Origin of the sequence: Flavonifractor sp. An9, assembly GCF_002161245.1 — a bacterium.
Lineage (GTDB): Bacteria > Bacillota > Clostridia > Oscillospirales > Oscillospiraceae > Flavonifractor > Flavonifractor avicola.
In genome coordinates, this window is sequence record NZ_NFHC01000032.1 from 12436 (window position 1) to 28665 (window position 16230).

General features: G+C 46.6%; 23 protein-coding genes and 1 pseudogene. 20 read left to right on the top strand and 4 right to left on the bottom strand.

Annotated features, from left to right (window positions below):
* Window position 1 precedes the first annotated feature (1 nt).
* The 4 genes from B5G40_RS15120 (at window position 2) to B5G40_RS15140 (ending at window position 1915) form a co-directional block, all read left to right on the top strand.
* Window positions 2-808 (top strand): DUF3848 domain-containing protein, encoded by an 807-nt coding sequence (locus B5G40_RS15120; protein ID WP_002578490.1) that lies wholly within the window; start codon window positions 2-4, stop codon window positions 806-808.
* Window positions 805-1149 carry a plasmid mobilization protein gene (mobC, locus tag B5G40_RS15125; protein ID WP_002578491.1) on the top strand — a complete coding sequence of 115 codons (345 nt, stop codon included), beginning with the start codon at window positions 805-807 and terminating at the stop codon, window positions 1147-1149. Before B5G40_RS15120 ends, mobC begins: the two co-directional genes overlap by 4 nt.
* A gap of 152 nt (window positions 1150-1301) precedes the next feature.
* Window positions 1302-1607: a hypothetical protein gene (locus B5G40_RS15135; protein ID WP_002578492.1), complete on the top strand. Its 306-nt coding sequence runs from the start codon at window positions 1302-1304 to the stop codon at window positions 1605-1607.
* Window positions 1604-1915, top strand: coding sequence for a CD1845 family protein (locus B5G40_RS15140; protein WP_002578493.1), 312 nt, complete (start codon window positions 1604-1606; stop codon window positions 1913-1915). Before B5G40_RS15135 ends, B5G40_RS15140 begins: the two co-directional genes overlap by 4 nt.
* A 33-nt stretch (window positions 1916-1948) precedes the next feature.
* On the opposite strand, the gene B5G40_RS15145 is transcribed toward B5G40_RS15140, so the two are convergent.
* Window positions 1949-2188 (bottom strand): helix-turn-helix domain-containing protein, encoded by a 240-nt coding sequence (locus tag B5G40_RS15145; RefSeq protein WP_002578494.1) that lies wholly within the window; start codon window positions 2186-2188, stop codon window positions 1949-1951.
* Window positions 2189-2308: 120 nt separating this feature from the next.
* On the opposite strand from B5G40_RS15145, the gene B5G40_RS15150 reads away from it, so the two are divergent.
* The 6 genes and pseudogenes from B5G40_RS15150 (at window position 2309) to B5G40_RS15180 (ending at window position 5965) form a co-directional block, all read left to right on the top strand.
* Window positions 2309-2746, top strand: a complete 438-nt coding sequence (locus tag B5G40_RS15150) for a hypothetical protein (protein ID WP_002578495.1) — start codon at window positions 2309-2311, stop codon at window positions 2744-2746.
* Window positions 2747-2882: 136 nt separating this feature from the next.
* The gene (locus B5G40_RS15155) at window positions 2883-3476 is read left to right on the top strand and encodes a type IV toxin-antitoxin system AbiEi family antitoxin domain-containing protein (RefSeq protein ID WP_002578496.1); all 594 of its coding nucleotides are present in this window, start codon (window positions 2883-2885) and stop codon (window positions 3474-3476) included.
* On the top strand, window positions 3473-4327 hold the full coding sequence (locus B5G40_RS15160) for a nucleotidyl transferase AbiEii/AbiGii toxin family protein (RefSeq protein WP_002578497.1): 855 nt from the start codon (window positions 3473-3475) through the stop codon (window positions 4325-4327). The genes B5G40_RS15155 and B5G40_RS15160 overlap by 4 nt, the downstream gene beginning before the upstream one ends.
* On the top strand, window positions 4324-4656 hold the full coding sequence (locus B5G40_RS15165; RefSeq protein WP_002578498.1) for a hypothetical protein: 333 nt from the start codon (window positions 4324-4326) through the stop codon (window positions 4654-4656). Before B5G40_RS15160 ends, B5G40_RS15165 begins: the two co-directional genes overlap by 4 nt.
* A 55-nt stretch (window positions 4657-4711) precedes the next feature.
* Window positions 4712-5384: pseudogene (locus B5G40_RS15170) on the top strand (relaxase/mobilization nuclease domain-containing protein).
* Between the two features lie 284 nt (window positions 5385-5668).
* Entirely contained in the window at window positions 5669-5965 is a 297-nt protein-coding gene (locus B5G40_RS15180) for a hypothetical protein (RefSeq protein WP_002576327.1), read from the top strand.
* An 80-nt stretch (window positions 5966-6045) separates the two neighbouring features.
* Here B5G40_RS15180 and B5G40_RS15185 read toward each other — a convergent pair whose 3' ends face one another.
* Window positions 6046-6399, bottom strand: a complete 354-nt coding sequence (locus tag B5G40_RS15185) for a helix-turn-helix domain-containing protein (RefSeq protein ID WP_002576326.1) — start codon at window positions 6397-6399, stop codon at window positions 6046-6048.
* Window positions 6400-6564: 165 nt separating this feature from the next.
* Here B5G40_RS15185 and B5G40_RS17555 point away from each other — a divergent pair, with 165 nt between their 5' ends.
* The 9 genes from B5G40_RS17555 (at window position 6565) to B5G40_RS15235 (ending at window position 14037) form a co-directional block, all read left to right on the top strand.
* A complete protein-coding gene (locus B5G40_RS17555) occupies window positions 6565-6762 on the top strand; it encodes a helix-turn-helix domain-containing protein (RefSeq protein WP_009246557.1) in 198 nt (65 codons plus the stop codon).
* Window positions 6752-7372, top strand: coding sequence for a bacitracin resistance transcriptional activator BcrR (bcrR, locus tag B5G40_RS15195; RefSeq protein WP_087166405.1), 621 nt, complete (start codon window positions 6752-6754; stop codon window positions 7370-7372). Before B5G40_RS17555 ends, bcrR begins: the two co-directional genes overlap by 11 nt.
* Window positions 7373-7552: 180 nt before the next feature.
* The gene (gene bcrA, locus B5G40_RS15200) at window positions 7553-8470 is read left to right on the top strand and encodes a bacitracin ABC transporter ATP-binding protein BcrA (protein ID WP_002576324.1); all 918 of its coding nucleotides are present in this window, start codon (window positions 7553-7555) and stop codon (window positions 8468-8470) included.
* Complete coding sequence (locus B5G40_RS15205) at window positions 8463-9212, top strand: ABC transporter permease (RefSeq protein WP_002576323.1); 750 nt, start codon at window positions 8463-8465, stop codon at window positions 9210-9212. Before bcrA ends, B5G40_RS15205 begins: the two co-directional genes overlap by 8 nt.
* A complete protein-coding gene (gene bcrD, locus B5G40_RS15210; protein ID WP_002576322.1) occupies window positions 9212-10039 on the top strand; it encodes a bacitracin resistance undecaprenyl-diphosphatase BcrD in 828 nt (275 codons plus the stop codon). Before B5G40_RS15205 ends, bcrD begins: the two co-directional genes overlap by 1 nt.
* Before the next feature lie 167 nt (window positions 10040-10206).
* Window positions 10207-10677: an RNA polymerase subunit sigma-73 gene (locus B5G40_RS15215; protein WP_002576321.1), complete on the top strand. Its 471-nt coding sequence runs from the start codon at window positions 10207-10209 to the stop codon at window positions 10675-10677.
* A gap of 476 nt (window positions 10678-11153) precedes the next feature.
* Window positions 11154-11384, top strand: coding sequence for a hypothetical protein (locus B5G40_RS15225; RefSeq protein WP_002576320.1), 231 nt, complete (start codon window positions 11154-11156; stop codon window positions 11382-11384).
* Window positions 11385-11468: 84 nt separating this feature from the next.
* Window positions 11469-12680 (top strand): tyrosine-type recombinase/integrase, encoded by a 1212-nt coding sequence (locus B5G40_RS15230; protein ID WP_002576319.1) that lies wholly within the window; start codon window positions 11469-11471, stop codon window positions 12678-12680.
* A gap of 145 nt (window positions 12681-12825) precedes the next feature.
* A complete protein-coding gene (locus B5G40_RS15235; RefSeq protein WP_002576318.1) occupies window positions 12826-14037 on the top strand; it encodes a tyrosine-type recombinase/integrase in 1212 nt (403 codons plus the stop codon).
* Window positions 14038-14298: 261 nt separating this feature from the next.
* On the opposite strand, the gene B5G40_RS15240 is transcribed toward B5G40_RS15235, so the two are convergent.
* Both B5G40_RS15240 and B5G40_RS15245 read right to left on the bottom strand, forming a co-directional pair.
* A complete protein-coding gene (locus B5G40_RS15240) occupies window positions 14299-14979 on the bottom strand; it encodes a TIGR00266 family protein (RefSeq protein WP_087400426.1) in 681 nt (226 codons plus the stop codon).
* A 75-nt stretch (window positions 14980-15054) separates the two neighbouring features.
* A complete protein-coding gene (locus B5G40_RS15245; RefSeq protein WP_242959462.1) occupies window positions 15055-15666 on the bottom strand; it encodes a single-stranded DNA-binding protein in 612 nt (203 codons plus the stop codon).
* A 140-nt stretch (window positions 15667-15806) separates the two neighbouring features.
* On the opposite strand from B5G40_RS15245, the gene B5G40_RS15250 reads away from it, so the two are divergent.
* On the top strand, window positions 15807-16079 hold the full coding sequence (locus B5G40_RS15250) for a hypothetical protein (protein ID WP_087400430.1): 273 nt from the start codon (window positions 15807-15809) through the stop codon (window positions 16077-16079).
* Window positions 16080-16230 lie beyond the last annotated feature (151 nt).

Sequence of the window (16230 nt, forward strand, 5' to 3'; positions counted from 1 at the left end):
CATGAATACCAACGATCTGAATACGGCCCTTTATGAGAAGATGGCCGCTGAACAGGACAAATACCGGGACTGGCTGAAAAGCCAGCCCCCGGAGGAAATCCTTCACCATACCTATGAGTACACCGTCCGGGAGGACATTGTGATGGCGATGGAGGACTTGGAGCTGACCGATGCCCAGGCCCAGGCGCTTTTGGATTCGCCTACACCGCTGGCCGATGTGTACCGTCACTTTGAGAAGCTGGAGACCGGCTACATGGATGTGATCCGGGACAGCATTGAAAACCGAGCGGATGATGTGTGTAAGGTTTTGGAAGAACAGCGGTCCATCCCTCTCTATCTCCATTCTGCCGCCTATGCGTCCCAGCATGGGGAGATGGCACAATATAACCGCTCTTATCAGGCAAACTTTGACTGTAAAGAGGCCATTGAACACGCCATCAGCGCCCACTATGCGGATAACCGACTGGATACGGAGTCTGCGGTTAAGGCGGTGCTGGAAAAGTTCGGGTCGGAACGAGTACAGTTCATCCTTGCCAACACCATCCAGCATAAGGACAGCGACGGTCGCGTTTCCCGTGACAACAAAGCCTGGGCAAAGACCATTCCCATGCCGGAGGACAGCGGCACTTCGCGCCACTGTGCTTATCTGGTTGTGGATGAGGTCAATCTTGGTCTGACCGATCTGTTTACACGGCAGGCACGAAAAACGCTTCAGGAACCGGAGAAAGGCTCTGTCTTGCAAAAGCTCAAACAGGAGCCTACCACCCACAAGCCTGCTTTATCGAAGAAACAGGAGCCGGAACGATGAGCGCCAAAAAGCGTAAACGGGATGTGCCGGTCCTGTTTTGGGTTTCCGATGCGGAGATGGAAGCGATCCAGCAGAAAATGGCACAGTTCGGAACAAAAAACCTGAGCGCCTATCTGCGGAAGATGGCTGTGGACGGCTATGTGGTACAGCTGGACTTGCCGGAGCTGAAGGAACTGGTATCCCTGTTGCGCCGAAGCAGCAATAACCTGAACCAGCTCACCCGACGGGTACATGAAACGGGGCGGATTTATGATGCTGACCTGGAGGATATAGCCCAACGGCAGGAGCAGTTATGGGAGGGCGTGAAAGAAATCCTAACCCAGCTTTCCAGGCTTTCGTAACAGGGATATATGCCCCAACTGCGGAGGGAGGAACGGCGTTCTTTTCGCCGCGCCTTCCTCCGTTTTTTCTTTTGCCCATATCCTTGTCTTTTTGAAATGTTGGAAGGATAATATGGGTAGAAAACAGATTGCCGCAAAGGAGTTGAGAATAGATGAAAACCTTTGAGAAGGTGTTGGAGATTTTTCGTGAGTATTTGGACTGTGATCTAGAGGAAGAAGTCCTCCCTTGTCGAGAAGGTTATCTCCGCGTCACATGGAATGGAGATTCCCGCTACTGTGTGGATGGACTTCTCAGCCGGACACCGGACGAACTATTCGAGGTGCTGTTATCTGATTATCGCAGCTATGAGGAACTGCGGCTAACCAAAGGATGCCGAGAAGTGACGGAAGAAGATGAAAGACAGGCAGAAATTCTCTGTCAGAGCTTTCGGGAACGATGGAAGGAGGAAGAAAAATGAGGGCGATCTGGTTCATTCTGAAACTGCCGTTGAAGATTTTAATGGCTCCGGTGATTCTGTCGCTGACCCTGTTCGTCTGGATTTGTGTGGGGATTGTCTATGTCTCCGGTTTGGTGCTGGGGCTTATCAGCATGGTGGTTGCCCTGCTGGGTGTGGCAGTTCTGATTACTTACTCCTTGCAAAACGGCATTATCCTGCTGGTGATAGCATTTCTCATTAGTCCCTATGGTTTGCCAATGGCTGCAATCTGGCTACTGGGCAAGGTACAGGACTTGAAGTTTATCATTCAAGATTTGGTTTATGGATAATATGAAAACCTCCGACGAATTTCGTCGGAGGTTTTATGGTTCTAGGTTATCTTCTTGAAAAAGCGGCGATGCAAAAAAGGTATCTATCCCAATCCCCATTCCTTGGCACATCTCATGAATGATCCGTAGCTTAACCGAATCATACGAGCAGTTGATGACATTTCCAATCGTAGACTTGGGAACACCGCTTTTCATATACAGTTGATATTGTGTCATTTTTCTTTCATCTAGTAATTCTAACAGACGTTTGCTTACCGCCTCGTTTAGCTTCATTCTATACACCGCCCCTGTGACTGTACTATATTTAGTATATGGGCAGTTTTGCTAAAATTGGTCCCTGTACCTGTACTAATAGAGCTATTTGCAGTATGATGGTAATAGGGGTGCCATCGTATGAACGTAACTTTTTGTGGCCATTCGCAAATCACAAAGGCAGACAATATTGCGAATTGGCTTCGCAATGTAACACAAGACCTAATTGAGCAAGGAGCAACAACTTTTTATCTTGGAGGATATGGAGAGTTCGACAGTTTAGCAGCGTCTATTTTACGGGAACAAAAGAAAAAGTATCCGCAAATCGAGCTGGTTCTTGTATTGGCATATTTGAACACTGGCCGGGATGTTTCTGGCTATGACAGTACCGTGTATCCACCGCTGGAAAACGTACCGCGCCGTTTTTCGATTTCTCATAGAAATCGCTGGATGGTAGAGTCCGCCGATGTAGTGGTGGCCTATGTTCTCCATGATTGGGGCGGAGCAGCCACAACGTTACGGTGTGCCAAACAGAAAAAGAAGCAGATTATTTCATATCGTGATGAAATGGGCAGCTGAGGTTGTCTATTTTGCTGCCACTTCATATTTCCAAAACTGTTGAACGTTAAGCTGTCGGTAAAATTATGCCGAATTTTCATCACTTTACTTTTGAACTAATATTGCTTATAATATTAGTGTGAAAGGAAGTGGTACGGTGGGACAATTTGAACAGCTGGATCAGCTGCTGGAAACACAGGATGGGATGCTGCGAACAGCTCAAGTAGTATCTGCTGGTATTTCTAAGCCTGTTTTTTATGATTATGTGCACTCACGGGAATTGGAGCGGGTCGCGCATGGAATTTATCTTTCCAAGGATGCCTGGGTCGATGCCATGTACTTACTTCATCTGCGGGTCGAACAGGCAGTGTTTTCCCATGAGACAGCTTTATTTTTTCACGATCTGACAGACCGCGAGCCGCTGGAATATACGGTCACAGTCAAGACCGGATATAATCCCTCCAAGCTGAAAGCAGAGGGCGTACAGGTATTCACCATTAAGGCGGAACTGCATGGGGTGGGCCTGACAACGGCTCAGACACCATTTGGGCATACAGTTCCTGTCTATGACCTGGAGCGCACCATCTGCGACCTGCTCCGCAGCAGGAACAACATGGAGATGCAGACTTTTCAAGGGGCATTAAAGATGTATGCCAGAAGAAAAGACAAAGACCTGCGGACATTGATGCGGTATGCCGGTATGTTCCGGGTAGAAAAAATTCTGCGGCAGTATTTGGAGGTGCTTTTATGATAAAAACAGCAAGGCAGTTGAAGGATCTGATCCGCAATCTTTCCAGAAAAAAATCTGCGGACGCCCAGCTCTTGATGCGGAACTACATGATGGAGCGTTTTCTGGAGCGTATCTCCCTTTCTGAATATCGTGACAAATTTATTCTGAAAGGCGGTATGCTGGTAGCGGCTATGGTTGGTCTGGATGCCCGTTCCACGATGGATTTGGACGCTACTGTAAAAGGAGCCAATGTCAATGTGGAGGACATAGAGAATTTGATTTCCGCTATTGTGAGTGTCCCGCTTGATGATGGCGTCAAATTCCAGCTGAAAAGTATTTCGGAGATTATGGATGAGGCGGAATATCCGGGGATTCGCGTAAATATGACTACAACCTTTGACGGTGTGGTGACGCCTTTGAAGATTGACATTTCCACAGGGGATGCCATTACCCCCAGGGAGATCCGCTACTCTTTCAAGCTGATGCTGGAAGATCGCTCCATTGATATTTGGGCGTACAATCTGGAAACGGTTCTGGCCGAAAAGCTGGAAACGATCATTACCAGAACTACCACCAACACCCGCATGAGAGATTTCTATGACATTTATATTCTGGAACAGCTGCATGGGAATACATTGGACCCTCAGATTCTCCATGATGCGCTGCGGGCCACTGCTCACAAACGCGGGACAGAACGACATCTTGCAGAAGCTGCCGAAGTTTTTGAGGAAGTGGAGAACAGCTCGGTTATGCAGAAACTTTGGGAATCGTACCGCAAAAAATTTTCCTATGCGGCAGATCTGGAGTGGAACATCATCATGGGGGCGGTGCGCAGTTTATACGCTCTCAGTGAAAAGGAATCGAGCCTATGAAGAAGCACGGCCATTATTGTAAAGTCTGCGGAGAATATAAGGCTAATGAAAAATTTTCCGGCAAAGGTCATGCGGCGCACGTCTGTAAATCCTGTGCTTCTTTGCCGCCGGAGAAGCAAGCGGAGCAAATGACAATAAACCGCTTGCTGAATCTCCCATGGAGATTATCAAAGGAGCAGATTTCCTGGCTGAAGAACCGAATGAAAGATAAGCGCCGGGAAGTTCGTGCGCTGGCAAAAGAACAATACGAGATGAGGTTTCCTCCGAAGCGGTTAGAGGACATCGAGGACAATTTTGATTTTCTCGATGAGGACGATTTAATAGAATAACAAAAGCGGTCTGCACCATGCAGGCCGTTTCTTTTTTGGAAAGGAGGTCTCCCTTATGGCAACCACACGCATCATGCCGCTGCATATCGGCAAGGGTCGGACTGAGAGCCGTGCCATCAGCGATATTATTGACTATGTGGCAAATCCCCAAAAGACCGACAACGGAAAATTGATTACCAGCTATGGATGTGACAGCCGCACTGCTGATGCAGAGTTTCTGTTGGCAAAGCGGCAGTATATTGCCGCCACCGGACGAGTGCGCGGTACAGATGATGTGATCGCCTACCATGTGCGCCAGTCGTTCAGGCCCGGAGAGATCACACCGGAGGAAGCCAACCGGCTGGGCATAAGACATACAGTGGTACACCGCAAGGCGGTATCATTTCTCCGCTACTCGCCAACATCTACCTGCATGAATTGGATATGTTGCCTATCGCAAGGCCGGTTATTCCCGAAAATTTCGGGAGGAACATGAGCAAGAAATTCTGCTCCATCAGGCGGCAAAAAATGCCTTTGATGAGATGGGAGTGAAGAAGCTGCCCAAGGTCAAAGACCTGCAATCTGAGTATGCCAAACTGCTGGAGGAAAAGAAGAAAACCTACGCCGAGTACCGGCGTTCCCGTGAGGAAATGCGGGAACTTTTGACGGCAAAGGCCAATGTGGATCGGCTGCTGAAAATGGATGAGGAACAGAAAAAAGAACAAGAAAAAGACCACGGCCAGCGGTAAGCCGGTCATGGTCATAAGCGTCCATCGGACGCGTAGCCGCAGAATGAAATTCTGCGTTCAAAGGGGCTTGGGGGCGCTGCCCTCAACAAGCAAAGCAGAGGGGGAAATCACGTCAGGATTTTTCCCTCTGTGGGCCGAGTGTATTAACACCGGCATTGCTTGCCACTTTTGTTCGCAAACAATATCCGTATCCTTTACACGATGATTTACTTTTATTATCATAGTCGTAATAAGTATATAAACTACTTACATATAAGCACCTAAAATATGAAAGGGCTGATAAAATGATGACCTTTGAAAAGGTTTTAGAAGTATTCAACGATTACCTAAATAAAGATAGTGTTTTGGAGGTGGTGAACACTAAGCGAGGATACACCGTTATGATTTGGGATGAAAAAGATGAGCAATGGTTTGGTGTGGAACATTGCAAAGCCCCCGAGCTTTTACGGGATGCCTTACTTGATGGCTATCGTGATTTTTTAGAGCAACAACTTACTCATAACCGCAGGAGTTTAACCGAAACAGAAATCTTAGATATTCAAAACCGATGTGAACAGCTTTATGATTTGTGTGGAGAATAAAAAAATAACCTAAAAAGTGCGATAGCCTGTGTAGGTGTCGCACTTTTTTCAGTTGGCTTGGCTTACGAAAACAGCGTTAATTATTCCGCAGTTTCTCTTGCCTTTTTCAAGCCTTGAGCCGTAGCTTCCATCACGATAAGCTCCTTTTCTTCCATATCATTCAACAGTACATCAACTTGTTTGCGGCGATTGTTGTCGCCATCTTCATTGCATGGAAAAAAGAACTGGTCTACAGAGATGTCAAGCAAGGTAGTAATGAGATAAAATTTGTTAAGCCTTGGGTGCTGCCCCCTGTTCTCTATATACATAATAGAGCGTGGCGTAAGGTCTACCAGTTGGGCAAGATATTCCTGTGTCCACCCTTTTGCTTCCCGAGCTTTTTTTATCGCTATACCTAACGGCTTAAAATCAAGTTTTCTTTCATCTTGGTACATTTTAATATCATCCTATATCATTGTACATTTCGGGTGATGATATTTGAACGAAGTATGATTTTATGTTTAGTAGTGTATAATTTCGTATTAGTGGAGAGAAACTTGCTATTATTCGTCATTCCGTATATAATAATTATATACTCTTTGCGAAAGGAAGTTGATATTATGAATTACATTTCTGTGAAAGCCGCTTCTGAAAAATGGGGCATATCGGAAAGACGGATACAAAAATTATGTGAGGAAAATCGCATTGACGGAACTGAAAAATTTGGTCGTGCATGGATGATACCAAAAGATGCAGAAAAACCCGTTGATGGACGTATGAAAACAAGGAACAAACAGGAGGAGAATCATGGAATTTAATGAAAAGCTACAACAGCTTAGGACTGGAAAGAACTTAACGCAGGAACAACTTGCGGAGCAATTATATGTATCAAGAACAGCCATTTCAAAATGGGAAAGCGGCAAGGGTTACCCTAACATTGAGTCGCTCAAGTGTATTTCTAAATTCTTTTCTGTGACCATAGATGAACTGCTATCGGGCGAAGAACTGATTACACTTGCCGAAACTGAAAATCGTTCCAACTTGAAAAAAATTTACAGTTTCATTTATGGAATATTAGATATGATGGCGGTTACTTTTATACTTTTGCCGTTGTATGGTAACGGTAACCTTGTTGACGGATATATTTATTCTGTCAATCTACTTTCATTTACAGACACTACCCCAATATATCTTGCAATCTATTGGATTGTTTTTATTGTTTTGATTGCACTTGGGATAGCGAAACTGATGTGTGTTTGTTTTGAAAAGGAATCATGGAGCAACATAATCACAAAATGCTCTCTCGTGCTGAGTACGCTTTTTATCTGCTTCTTCGCTGCGGCAAGACAACCCTATGTAACCGCCCTTATGTTTCTGCTATTTGTTGCTAAAATATTTGTCTGGATAAAGCAAACCCAAACAAAGTAAAATGCCATAAACCCTTTAAAATAGGCTCTGACACGATAAGTGTCGGAGCTTTTTTCGTGCTGACATCTATTGTGTCGGCATTGTGACGGTAGATTTCTTGGCTTCTATGCAATACTCGTGGATAATAAGATTGTGGTCAGCGAAAACAAGAACAGCAACCCACGGAAAGGAGAATCAAATATGGATTATATCATTGAAACAGAAAATCTTACGAAGCGATACGGAACAGCCACCGTTGTCGATAAGGTAAATCTTCATGTGCCAAAGGGCAAAATTTATGGTTTGCTCGGCAGAAACGGAGCAGGCAAAACCACAGCAATGAAAATGATGTTGCAGCTTGCTTTCCCAACGGAGGGAACGGTACGCTTGTTTGGCACAAACTATAAGGAAAATATCCATACCCTTTATAGCAAAGTAGGCTCTATTATCGAAACACCGGGATTTTACAGTAATTTAACAGGGTATGAGAATTTGCAAATTCTCGCTAAACTGCGAGGGGGAGTATCTAAAAGTGGAGTAGAAAAAGCTCTTGAAGTTGTGGGGCTGCATAAGGAGAAAAGAAAAGTCTTTTCCGATTATTCCCTCGGAATGAAGCAACGGCTTGGTATTGCCGCCGCCATTATGCACGAGCCGGAGCTTTTAATACTTGACGAACCGATTAACGGACTTGACCCCATTGGAATAGTTGAAATACGCTCATTTTTATCTGAACTTAGTCACAATCATGGCATTACCATTTTTATCTCAAGCCATGTTTTAAGCGAGATTGAACAGATAGCAGATATTATCGGCGTTATGCACGAGGGGCATTTAGTAGAGGAAGTGAATATATCCGAGCTTCACAAAAGGAATCGAAAATACATTCAATTTGATTTATCTGACAGTGAGATAGCCGGAAAGATTTTAGAAAACCACTACCACATGACGGATTTTACAGTGCAGGACGGTACGGTGAGAATTTATGACTTTAGCCAAAGTGTTGGAGAAATCAATCGAGAATTTGCACGAAATGGACTGCTCGTGACAAGGATAAATGATAGTGAGGAAAACTTAGAGGACTACTTTTCTAAACTGATTGGAGGTGGCGGTATTGCTTAATCTTATTTCTTGTGAATTATTAAAACTAAAGCGTTCAAAAATGGTGCTAATTAGTGTGGCAGGGGTATTATCTACCCCACTTTTGATGTTAATAGAAGCCTTGCAAACACATTTTGATAAGCCGGAGATTATCTTTACCTTGTCTGACATATACAGCGACAGTGTACTGTATATCATGCTGCTGGTAAACATTATGATATATGTGGCAATTGCAGCTTACTTGTTTAGCAGAGAGTACACAGAAAGCACCCTCAAAACCATATTGCCCATACCCATTTCAAGGACAAAACTATTAATTGGAAAATTTTGCACCCTGCTTCTTTGGATTGTTATGCTAACCCTTGTAACATGGGCAGGTATATTTATCGTTTGTGGGCTATATGACGCTGTCTTTACATTGGAGGGATATAGCTTACTAGTGGCAATAGTATGGCTCCCCAAGTTTTTGTTTGGCAGTATCCTGATGTTTTTAACAGTTTCTCCTTTTGTGTTTGTTGCTATGAAAACAAAAGGATTTGTCGCCCCGATGATTGGCTCTGCCGTGATTGTCATGGGAAGTGCCGCACTTTCAAATCAAGAATGGGGAGCGTTGTATCCGTGGACAGCCACCTATTTCTTGGTGCAGGGTAAACTTCAGAGTACCGGCTATCCTACACTGCTGTCTGTATCTATTATTATTCTTGTATCAGCAGTTGGTTTTCTTATGACCTTTCATCATTTTAAAAAGGAGGATTTGAAATAATGGTACTTGATTTTATAGAAATTTTAAAAGTTATTTTTCTTGGAATTGTTGAGGGTATTACTGAGTGGCTACCTATCAGCAGCACAGGACATATGATTCTTGTGGACGAATTTATCACACTTAATATGAGCGAAGCATTTAAAGAAATGTTTTTTGTTGTTATTCAACTTGGAGCTATACTCGCAGTGGTTGTAATGTTTTGGAACAAGATGTTTCCCTTTCAATTTAAGAACAAAGCACAGTCAATTGTTAAAAAGGATACTTTCTCGTTGTGGTTCAAGGTTGCGGTAGCTTGTGTACCGTCAGCTATTATGGGGATTCTATTTGATGATTATTTGGATGCTTACCTCCAAACCCCCATTGTGATTTCAATCATGTTAATCTTTTATGGTTTGTTATTCATTCTCATAGAAAATTGGAATAAAAAGCGTACTCCTACTACTATGGCACTTTCTGACATCAGCTATAAAACAGCAATCTTGATAGGGGCATTTCAAGTGTTATCACTTATACCCGGCACATCACGGTCGGGAGCAACGATTATAGGTGCTTTACTCATAGGAGTTTCACGAGTGGCAGCAGCAGAGTTTACTTTTTTCCTCGCAGTACCTACTATGCTTGGAGCAAGTGCTTTTAAGCTGTTAAAATTCGGGTTTGAATTTACAAGTGCAGAACTGCTCGCTCTTGTTCTCGGTATGGCTGTGGCATTTGCGGTATCTGTCTTAGTAATTAAATTCCTAATGAACTTTATCAAAAAACATGATTTTAAGGTGTTTGGTTGGTATCGAATTGTGCTTGGTATACTTGTTGTACTTATAAAATCTTAATAATGCGTTTTCTTTGTGCGCGAATAAAAATGCCAGTTGGTCCTTAAGATCAGCTGGCATTTTTGTTTCTGGGGATGGAAAACAACCCAGAGATTCTCGTTGTCGATCTCCTCCTGATTTTAGTTTGCATGGTGAATTTTGCAAATTGAATCTACAGGAGGTTAATAATGGGATTTAATTATGGATATGAGAAAAAGAAGTTTGATAGTAGATGGAAGCGTTTAGAAGTTGAGTATTGTGATGCAGGGATGAGCGAAGAACAGATTGCTGCCATGAAAGAATATGACTGGGCATGGTTTTGCAGTCAAAGGGTTTTTCAAAACCATACGCAACCAATACCTTGTGAACAATATGATGAAGTATGTGGTCAATCACAGCTGTTCCGAAAGTTTGCATCGTTATCTTATCAATGGGATGTTGATAAGATTGATCAAACGCGATATGGATGGTTGGCTTCGGTGGAAAACGAACAACTACTGTTGAGATTGAAGAAGCTGTCGAAGAAAGATTTGGAGCTATTGACATTACTTTTTGTGGATGGTTATCGTCAAATTGATGTAGCACGTCTTTGGCATTGTTCCAGAAGTGCTGTTGCACAAAGATTTAAAAAAATAAAAAAATTTTTGAATAACACTTAACAAATGAAGCGTATCAGTGCCTACCCATTGAGGGAAGAACATTCTCCCAATGTGGAGCTTGACAATTTCATAGACGGCATTTCCGGTACATAACCTATGTACGAGCGAATCAGGCACGCCGCGAAGATGGACAGCCCCAGGAGGTGATGAATAGGACTGTTCCGAGCGATCCACGTCAGCCTGATACCCGAAAGTGGCATTTCAGGGCGCGATGACTGCATAGGGGTTAAAGATACTTCCTCACGGCCTCCTAAAGACTTGGGGGGAACTCTGCGGCGCACGAGTAAAACGACGCTGTGGAGTTATGACAGCCGCGCCAGCGGAGACCGGAATGTCCCCATCGCCAGGGGTGCGTGGCAAATGTGGCGAGTAAATTTTTCAAAGTCAGATACCATGCGCTGGCAGCTTCGGTTGCCAGCGCATTCATGTGATTTTGAAAGCAACAACCACATCTTTGACAGAAAGGGGGACCACCTATGGAAAAATTGATTTCGCGGAAAGAGGCTGCCAAATTACTGGGGATTAGCATTGCCACTTTGGATGCAGCTCGAAACAGTGGGCTAATTTCCTATGTTCAGTATGTGCAAAATGGTTGCGTGTACTTTACAGATGCTGGCCTTCAGGAGTATATCGCAAAATGCACCCATCGTGCAAAGCCAGTGGAAAAAAGCGCTACATACCGCAAGCTGCGAAGTGTCCGAGCTTGAGCTGTTCCGTATCCTTGCTGGAACCTAATATGTCTGATAAAACAAAGGTACAGCGCTGGACATTATTCTTAGGAGGTGACGGAATTGGCAAAAAGAAAAAGGGCAATTCCTCAATATGGTACGGTCGTGCTTAACGGCATTGAATATTATAGAACCAGAGTCGAAGATTCGGATGGAAACAGAGTGGCGCTTTATGCAAAGACGCCCGAAAAGCTTTATGACAAGGAACTGGAGGCGTTAGAGCAGATTGACAGTACTACGTTTCGTCGAAGATCGCCTACGGTTGCTGAGTACTGTGAGAAGTGGCTGCTGATGCAGTCCGTCCATGTTCGGGCCACCACCTTGACAGATTATACCTCTAAGGTGCGGCGGCACATTATTGGAGGGCTGGGAGACAAGAGAATGGCTGATGTATCCCTGGATGACATCCAACTTGCCCTCGTACCTGTTTCCAAGAAGTCGGCTTCGGTTTATAAGTCTGTGGTGATTCTCTGCAAGTCCATTTTCCGGGCGGCCAAGGAGAGCCATGTGATTGACGAGGACCCGACCATATACCTGGATGCAAAGGGAGGAGTTCCCCAGGAAGAAAGACAGGCATTGACGGATGAACAGGTTGAGCGGCTTTTGGACACGATCCGGGATTTGCCGCCCTATGTATTTGTGATGATCGGTTTATATGCCGGTCTGCGCCGGGAAGAAATCCTGGCGCTGCAATGGGATTCTGTGTATCTGGATGCAGAGGCTCCGTACTTAACGGTACGGCGGGCATGGCACACAGAACATAACAGGCCGGTCATTCTTACCGAGCTAAAGACCAAAGCGGCACAAAGAAACATTCCTCTCCCGGTCTGTCTGGTTGAATGTCTGAAAGATGCAAAGAAAAAATCCACTTCGGATTATGTGATTGCCAATCGGGACGGTGATCCGCTATCCTATACACAGTTTAAGCGGCTGTGGCAGTATATTGTGACGCGGACTGCAAAGCCGAGAATGGCCAGAAAACTTGTGGACGGAAAGTATGTAAAATATATGCTTTACCCGAAACTTGGAGAAAAAGCCAGGAATAACGGCCATGTGGTATATAGCCTGGATTTTGAAGTGACACCGCATCAGCTGCGGCACACCTACATCACCAATCTGATTCATTCTTCGGTGGACCCCAAAACGGTACAATATTTGGCGGGCCATGAAAGCAGCAAAATCACGATGGACATTTACGCAAAGGTCAAATACAACAGGCCGGATGATCTTGTCAAAGCAATGGGCTGTGCCTTTGACTTATGGGACGCTGTGTAAGTTCCGAACAATTCAGAAAATGAAGTAAGAGCGAGACAAGGATGTCTCGCTCTTAGTTTTTCCTTGGCCGTATCTTTGATTCAATTTGAAATCTCTGATAAAAAGGAGGTGTAGATACATCACCACGCGAGAAAGGAAATTAATTATGGCAAAGAAGAAAAAAAACATACCTCAATATGGAACCGTCACACGAAAGGGTGTCCTGTATTACAGAACCCGGATTCTGGACGCAGACGGCAAGCAGGTGAGCTTGTATGGGACTACCTGCGAGGAACTGTACGATAAAGAGCAGGAGGCGAGACGCCAGGTAGCGGAGATCATCTTCCACCGGGAGCATCCTACTGTGGCCGAGTATTGTGAGAAGTGGCTGTTGATGCAATCCGCAAAAGTGTCGCCGGCTACACTGAAGGGCTACGCCTCCAATATGAAGAACTACATTATCAAGCCTTTGGGAGATATGTATATGGAGGAAGTAACAGCGGATGATATTCGTCTGGCGCTGATCCCATTGTCCAATAAGTCCGAGAGCCTGCACAATACGGTGAATATGCTCCTCAAGTGCATTTTTTACTCGGCAGAGCGGAGCCAGTTGCTGGAATACAATCCGTGTGAGGGGATTTCGGCAAAAGGAGGGAAACCGACCCAAAAGAAAGATTCGCTGACAGACCAGCAGGTGGAAGTGCTGCTGGAAACCGTCAAAGGACTTCCGCCGTATCTGTTTACCATGATCGGCTTATATGCCGGTCTGCGCCGAGAAGAAGCTCTCGCCTTGCAATGGGATTGTGTGTTCCTCGATGCACCCACTCCATATATCTCTGTGCGGCGCGCATGGCGATCAGAGCATAACAGACCGGTTATCTCTACAACGCTTAAGACGAAAGCAGCAAGAAGGGATATTCCCATTCCCAAATGCCTTGTGAATTGTCTGCGGGAAGCCAAGGCTGCCTCCAAATCGGAATATGTGATTGCCGATAGTGAGGGACAGCCCTTGTCATATTCGCAGTTCAAACGTGTCTGGCAGTACATCGTTGTTCGGTCTACCAAGGAGCGTACCTATTATAAGTATGTGAACGGACAGAGCATCAAGTACACTGTTCAGCCGAGTCTGGGAGGACATCAGAAAAACAATCCCAACATTGTGTATAGCCTGGACTTCGATGTGACACCGCACCTGCTGCGGCATACCTACATCACCAATCTTCTGTATGCAGGTGTTGACCCCAAGACGGTCCAGTACCTTGCCGGACATGAGAACAGCAAGACAACTATGGACATCTATGCAAGAGTAAAGTATAATAAACCAGAACAGCTATTCGATGTAGTAAATTCTGCATTTCATCAAGCTGTCCCCTCGTAAAAGTGGCCTGTTTTTTGGTTAAGGAATAGGACAACCGAGGGGCCGAGGCTCAAAAAAGCCCGGAATATCAAGGAAAATCATCGCTCAGACGATTGAAGTACGGCCTCAAGGCCGCACGTCGTGCTCCTCAGTTCAGCAAGCGCTGATTTTATTGCAGAGCAATCAAAAATGCCGCCCGAAAGGGCGGCATTTTTCTTGCCTGTGGAGCTGTTTATATACCACTAAAAAGGGACGCTGCCAAAGGCAGCGTCCCTTTTTGATTCAGTTGCTGCCCTTGGGCAGGAAGGGGAGCAGGGCGTCGGCCAGGCCGGTGACCGGCATGGTCTGGAGGGTCACCTTGCCGGGGCCGGTGATCACCGTATTAAACAGCCCCTCCCCGCCGAAGAGCATATTCTTCACACCGTGAATCATCTGCACATCGATGGAGCAGGTGGCGTCCATCATGGCCAGATTTCCGGTATCCACTACAATGCTCTGGCCCGGCTTCAGCTCGTATTCCACCACCGAGCCGTCCAGCTCCACAAAGGCCATACCGTAGCCGGACAGCTTCTGCATGATAAAGCCCTCGCCGCCGAAAAAGCCGGTTTTCATCTTCTTCTGGAAGTGGATGGACAGCTCCACCCCCTGCTCAGAGGCCAAAAACCCCCGTTTCTGTACAATGACCGGATGGGCCGGATCAATGGGAATGGCCCGAATGGTGCCAGGCAGGCTGGAACCAAATGCGATCATGCCCGGACCGCCTACCGCCGTATATGTATTCTGGAAGATGGAGTCGCCGGAAAACATCCGGCCAAAGGCCTTGCCAATACCCCCCGCACCGGTAGACATCTCCATATTGGGGGACATCCACACCATGGATCCCCGTTCGGTAATCATGGACTCGCCGGCGGCCACCTGACAGATCACTACCGGCATGGGCTCTCCCTTGATCTCATACTGCATACCATCGCCTCCTCATCAAATGGGTTTCCAAAATGAGTATACGATAGAGGCCGCTGGGATGCAAGCCGTTTTTCGTCAGACTTCCACCCCCTCCAGGCGCATGACCGACACCTCAAAGGCGGTGCGCTGACAGCTTTCGCCATTCTCCAGCTTGGTGTAGGCCCGGCTCTGGAGGCGGCCCTCCAGCCGCACCCCGTCCCCCACCTCCAGTTCGCCGCAGCAGCGGGCCAGCGCTCCCCAGGAGATGCATGGCAGGTAGTCCGCCCGGCCGTATTTCCGGTTCACCGCCAGCATCAGGTCGCAGATCTCCCGTCCCAGGGGAGTACGCCGGAACACCGGGGGCTTGCACAGCACACCGGCCAGGGTGAGGCGGTTCTCATTGGGTCCCTCCCCCGGCTTGATGCTCTTGGCGTGCAGGGTGATGACCAGCTTGCTGCCGGTTCCGCTTTTGTTGTTGAAGGAGCGCACCTCCCCCTCCACCTCCACCGGCGTCCCCGCTCTCACCGGATACTCCTCCAGCAGCTCTTTGGAGGCAATCACGTTGATGGTGTCCTCCGAGCCGGACAGCCGGAGCACCGTAAGGGGAAAGGTCTCGTACACGACCCCGTGGGTCTCATGGGACCACACCGGGTCCGCCGTGACGGTCCCCCGGAGCATTGCCCGATTCTCATTCCATCCTGTCTGCATATCCATCCACACTCCTGCCTGTTTTGGGTAGCTGTGGCATCTATATGCGGGTTTGTCCCCTACTATGCCCGCCCGGCACAGACAACAGTTGACGATTCTGTCCACAATGGAGTATGAGAGTGAAAAGGAGTGTAACATAAATGAACAAGCATTTTAAAAACGCGACATTTACCAAGGTCTTCTTTATCTGGTTCGCCCTCTTCTTTTTGCTGCTCATGATCAATATGCAGACGGTGCAGAATAGCCTGCTGGTCAGCATCACCGGGGCTGCCCTGGGCGTATTCCTGCTGATCTTCCCCGTCCCGCCCCACTCCTTCCAGCGCCGCTACGGCAAGGAGCGTGCTGTCCATGTCACCCGTGTCCTGGCTGTGGCCATTATTGTGATATCGTTTATTTCCAAAGTGCAATTCTAAACAGAAGGTCCAGCCCATTGTATGGGCTGGACCTCAGCTTGTCGAGAAAGCCGGCTATGCGTCAAGCATACGCCGGGTTTGGGTCATGTAGCGGCCAAAGAAGGAGTATGCAGAGAGAGGCAAGGCTCTCCTGGCACAGCCACCTGGCCAG

Bases quoted from the DNA above. Each gene is read 5' to 3' on its own strand.
- B5G40_RS15120 (WP_002578490.1), top strand. From the start codon at position 2: ATGAATACCAACGATCTGAATACGGCCCTTTATGAGAAGATGGCCGCT.
- mobC (WP_002578491.1), top strand. From the start codon at position 805: ATGAGCGCCAAAAAGCGTAAACGGGATGTGCCGGTCCTGTTTTGGGTT.
- B5G40_RS15135 (WP_002578492.1), top strand. From the start codon at position 1,302: ATGAAAACCTTTGAGAAGGTGTTGGAGATTTTTCGTGAGTATTTGGAC.
- B5G40_RS15140 (WP_002578493.1), top strand. From the start codon at position 1,604: ATGAGGGCGATCTGGTTCATTCTGAAACTGCCGTTGAAGATTTTAATG.
- B5G40_RS15145 (WP_002578494.1), bottom strand. From the start codon at position 2,188: ATGAAGCTAAACGAGGCGGTAAGCAAACGTCTGTTAGAATTACTAGAT.
- B5G40_RS15150 (WP_002578495.1), top strand. From the start codon at position 2,309: ATGAACGTAACTTTTTGTGGCCATTCGCAAATCACAAAGGCAGACAAT.
- B5G40_RS15160 (WP_002578497.1), top strand. From the start codon at position 3,473: ATGATAAAAACAGCAAGGCAGTTGAAGGATCTGATCCGCAATCTTTCC.
- B5G40_RS15165 (WP_002578498.1), top strand. From the start codon at position 4,324: ATGAAGAAGCACGGCCATTATTGTAAAGTCTGCGGAGAATATAAGGCT.
- B5G40_RS15180 (WP_002576327.1), top strand. From the start codon at position 5,669: ATGATGACCTTTGAAAAGGTTTTAGAAGTATTCAACGATTACCTAAAT.
- B5G40_RS15185 (WP_002576326.1), bottom strand. From the start codon at position 6,399: ATGTACCAAGATGAAAGAAAACTTGATTTTAAGCCGTTAGGTATAGCG.
- B5G40_RS17555 (WP_009246557.1), top strand. From the start codon at position 6,565: ATGAATTACATTTCTGTGAAAGCCGCTTCTGAAAAATGGGGCATATCG.
- bcrR (WP_087166405.1), top strand. From the start codon at position 6,752: ATGGAATTTAATGAAAAGCTACAACAGCTTAGGACTGGAAAGAACTTA.
- bcrA (WP_002576324.1), top strand. From the start codon at position 7,553: ATGGATTATATCATTGAAACAGAAAATCTTACGAAGCGATACGGAACA.
- bcrD (WP_002576322.1), top strand. From the start codon at position 9,212: ATGGTACTTGATTTTATAGAAATTTTAAAAGTTATTTTTCTTGGAATT.
- B5G40_RS15215 (WP_002576321.1), top strand. From the start codon at position 10,207: ATGGGATTTAATTATGGATATGAGAAAAAGAAGTTTGATAGTAGATGG.
- B5G40_RS15225 (WP_002576320.1), top strand. From the start codon at position 11,154: ATGGAAAAATTGATTTCGCGGAAAGAGGCTGCCAAATTACTGGGGATT.
- B5G40_RS15235 (WP_002576318.1), top strand. From the start codon at position 12,826: ATGGCAAAGAAGAAAAAAAACATACCTCAATATGGAACCGTCACACGA.
- B5G40_RS15240 (WP_087400426.1), bottom strand. From the start codon at position 14,979: ATGCAGTATGAGATCAAGGGAGAGCCCATGCCGGTAGTGATCTGTCAG.
- B5G40_RS15245 (WP_242959462.1), bottom strand. From the start codon at position 15,666: ATGCAGACAGGATGGAATGAGAATCGGGCAATGCTCCGGGGGACCGTC.
- B5G40_RS15250 (WP_087400430.1), top strand. From the start codon at position 15,807: ATGAACAAGCATTTTAAAAACGCGACATTTACCAAGGTCTTCTTTATC.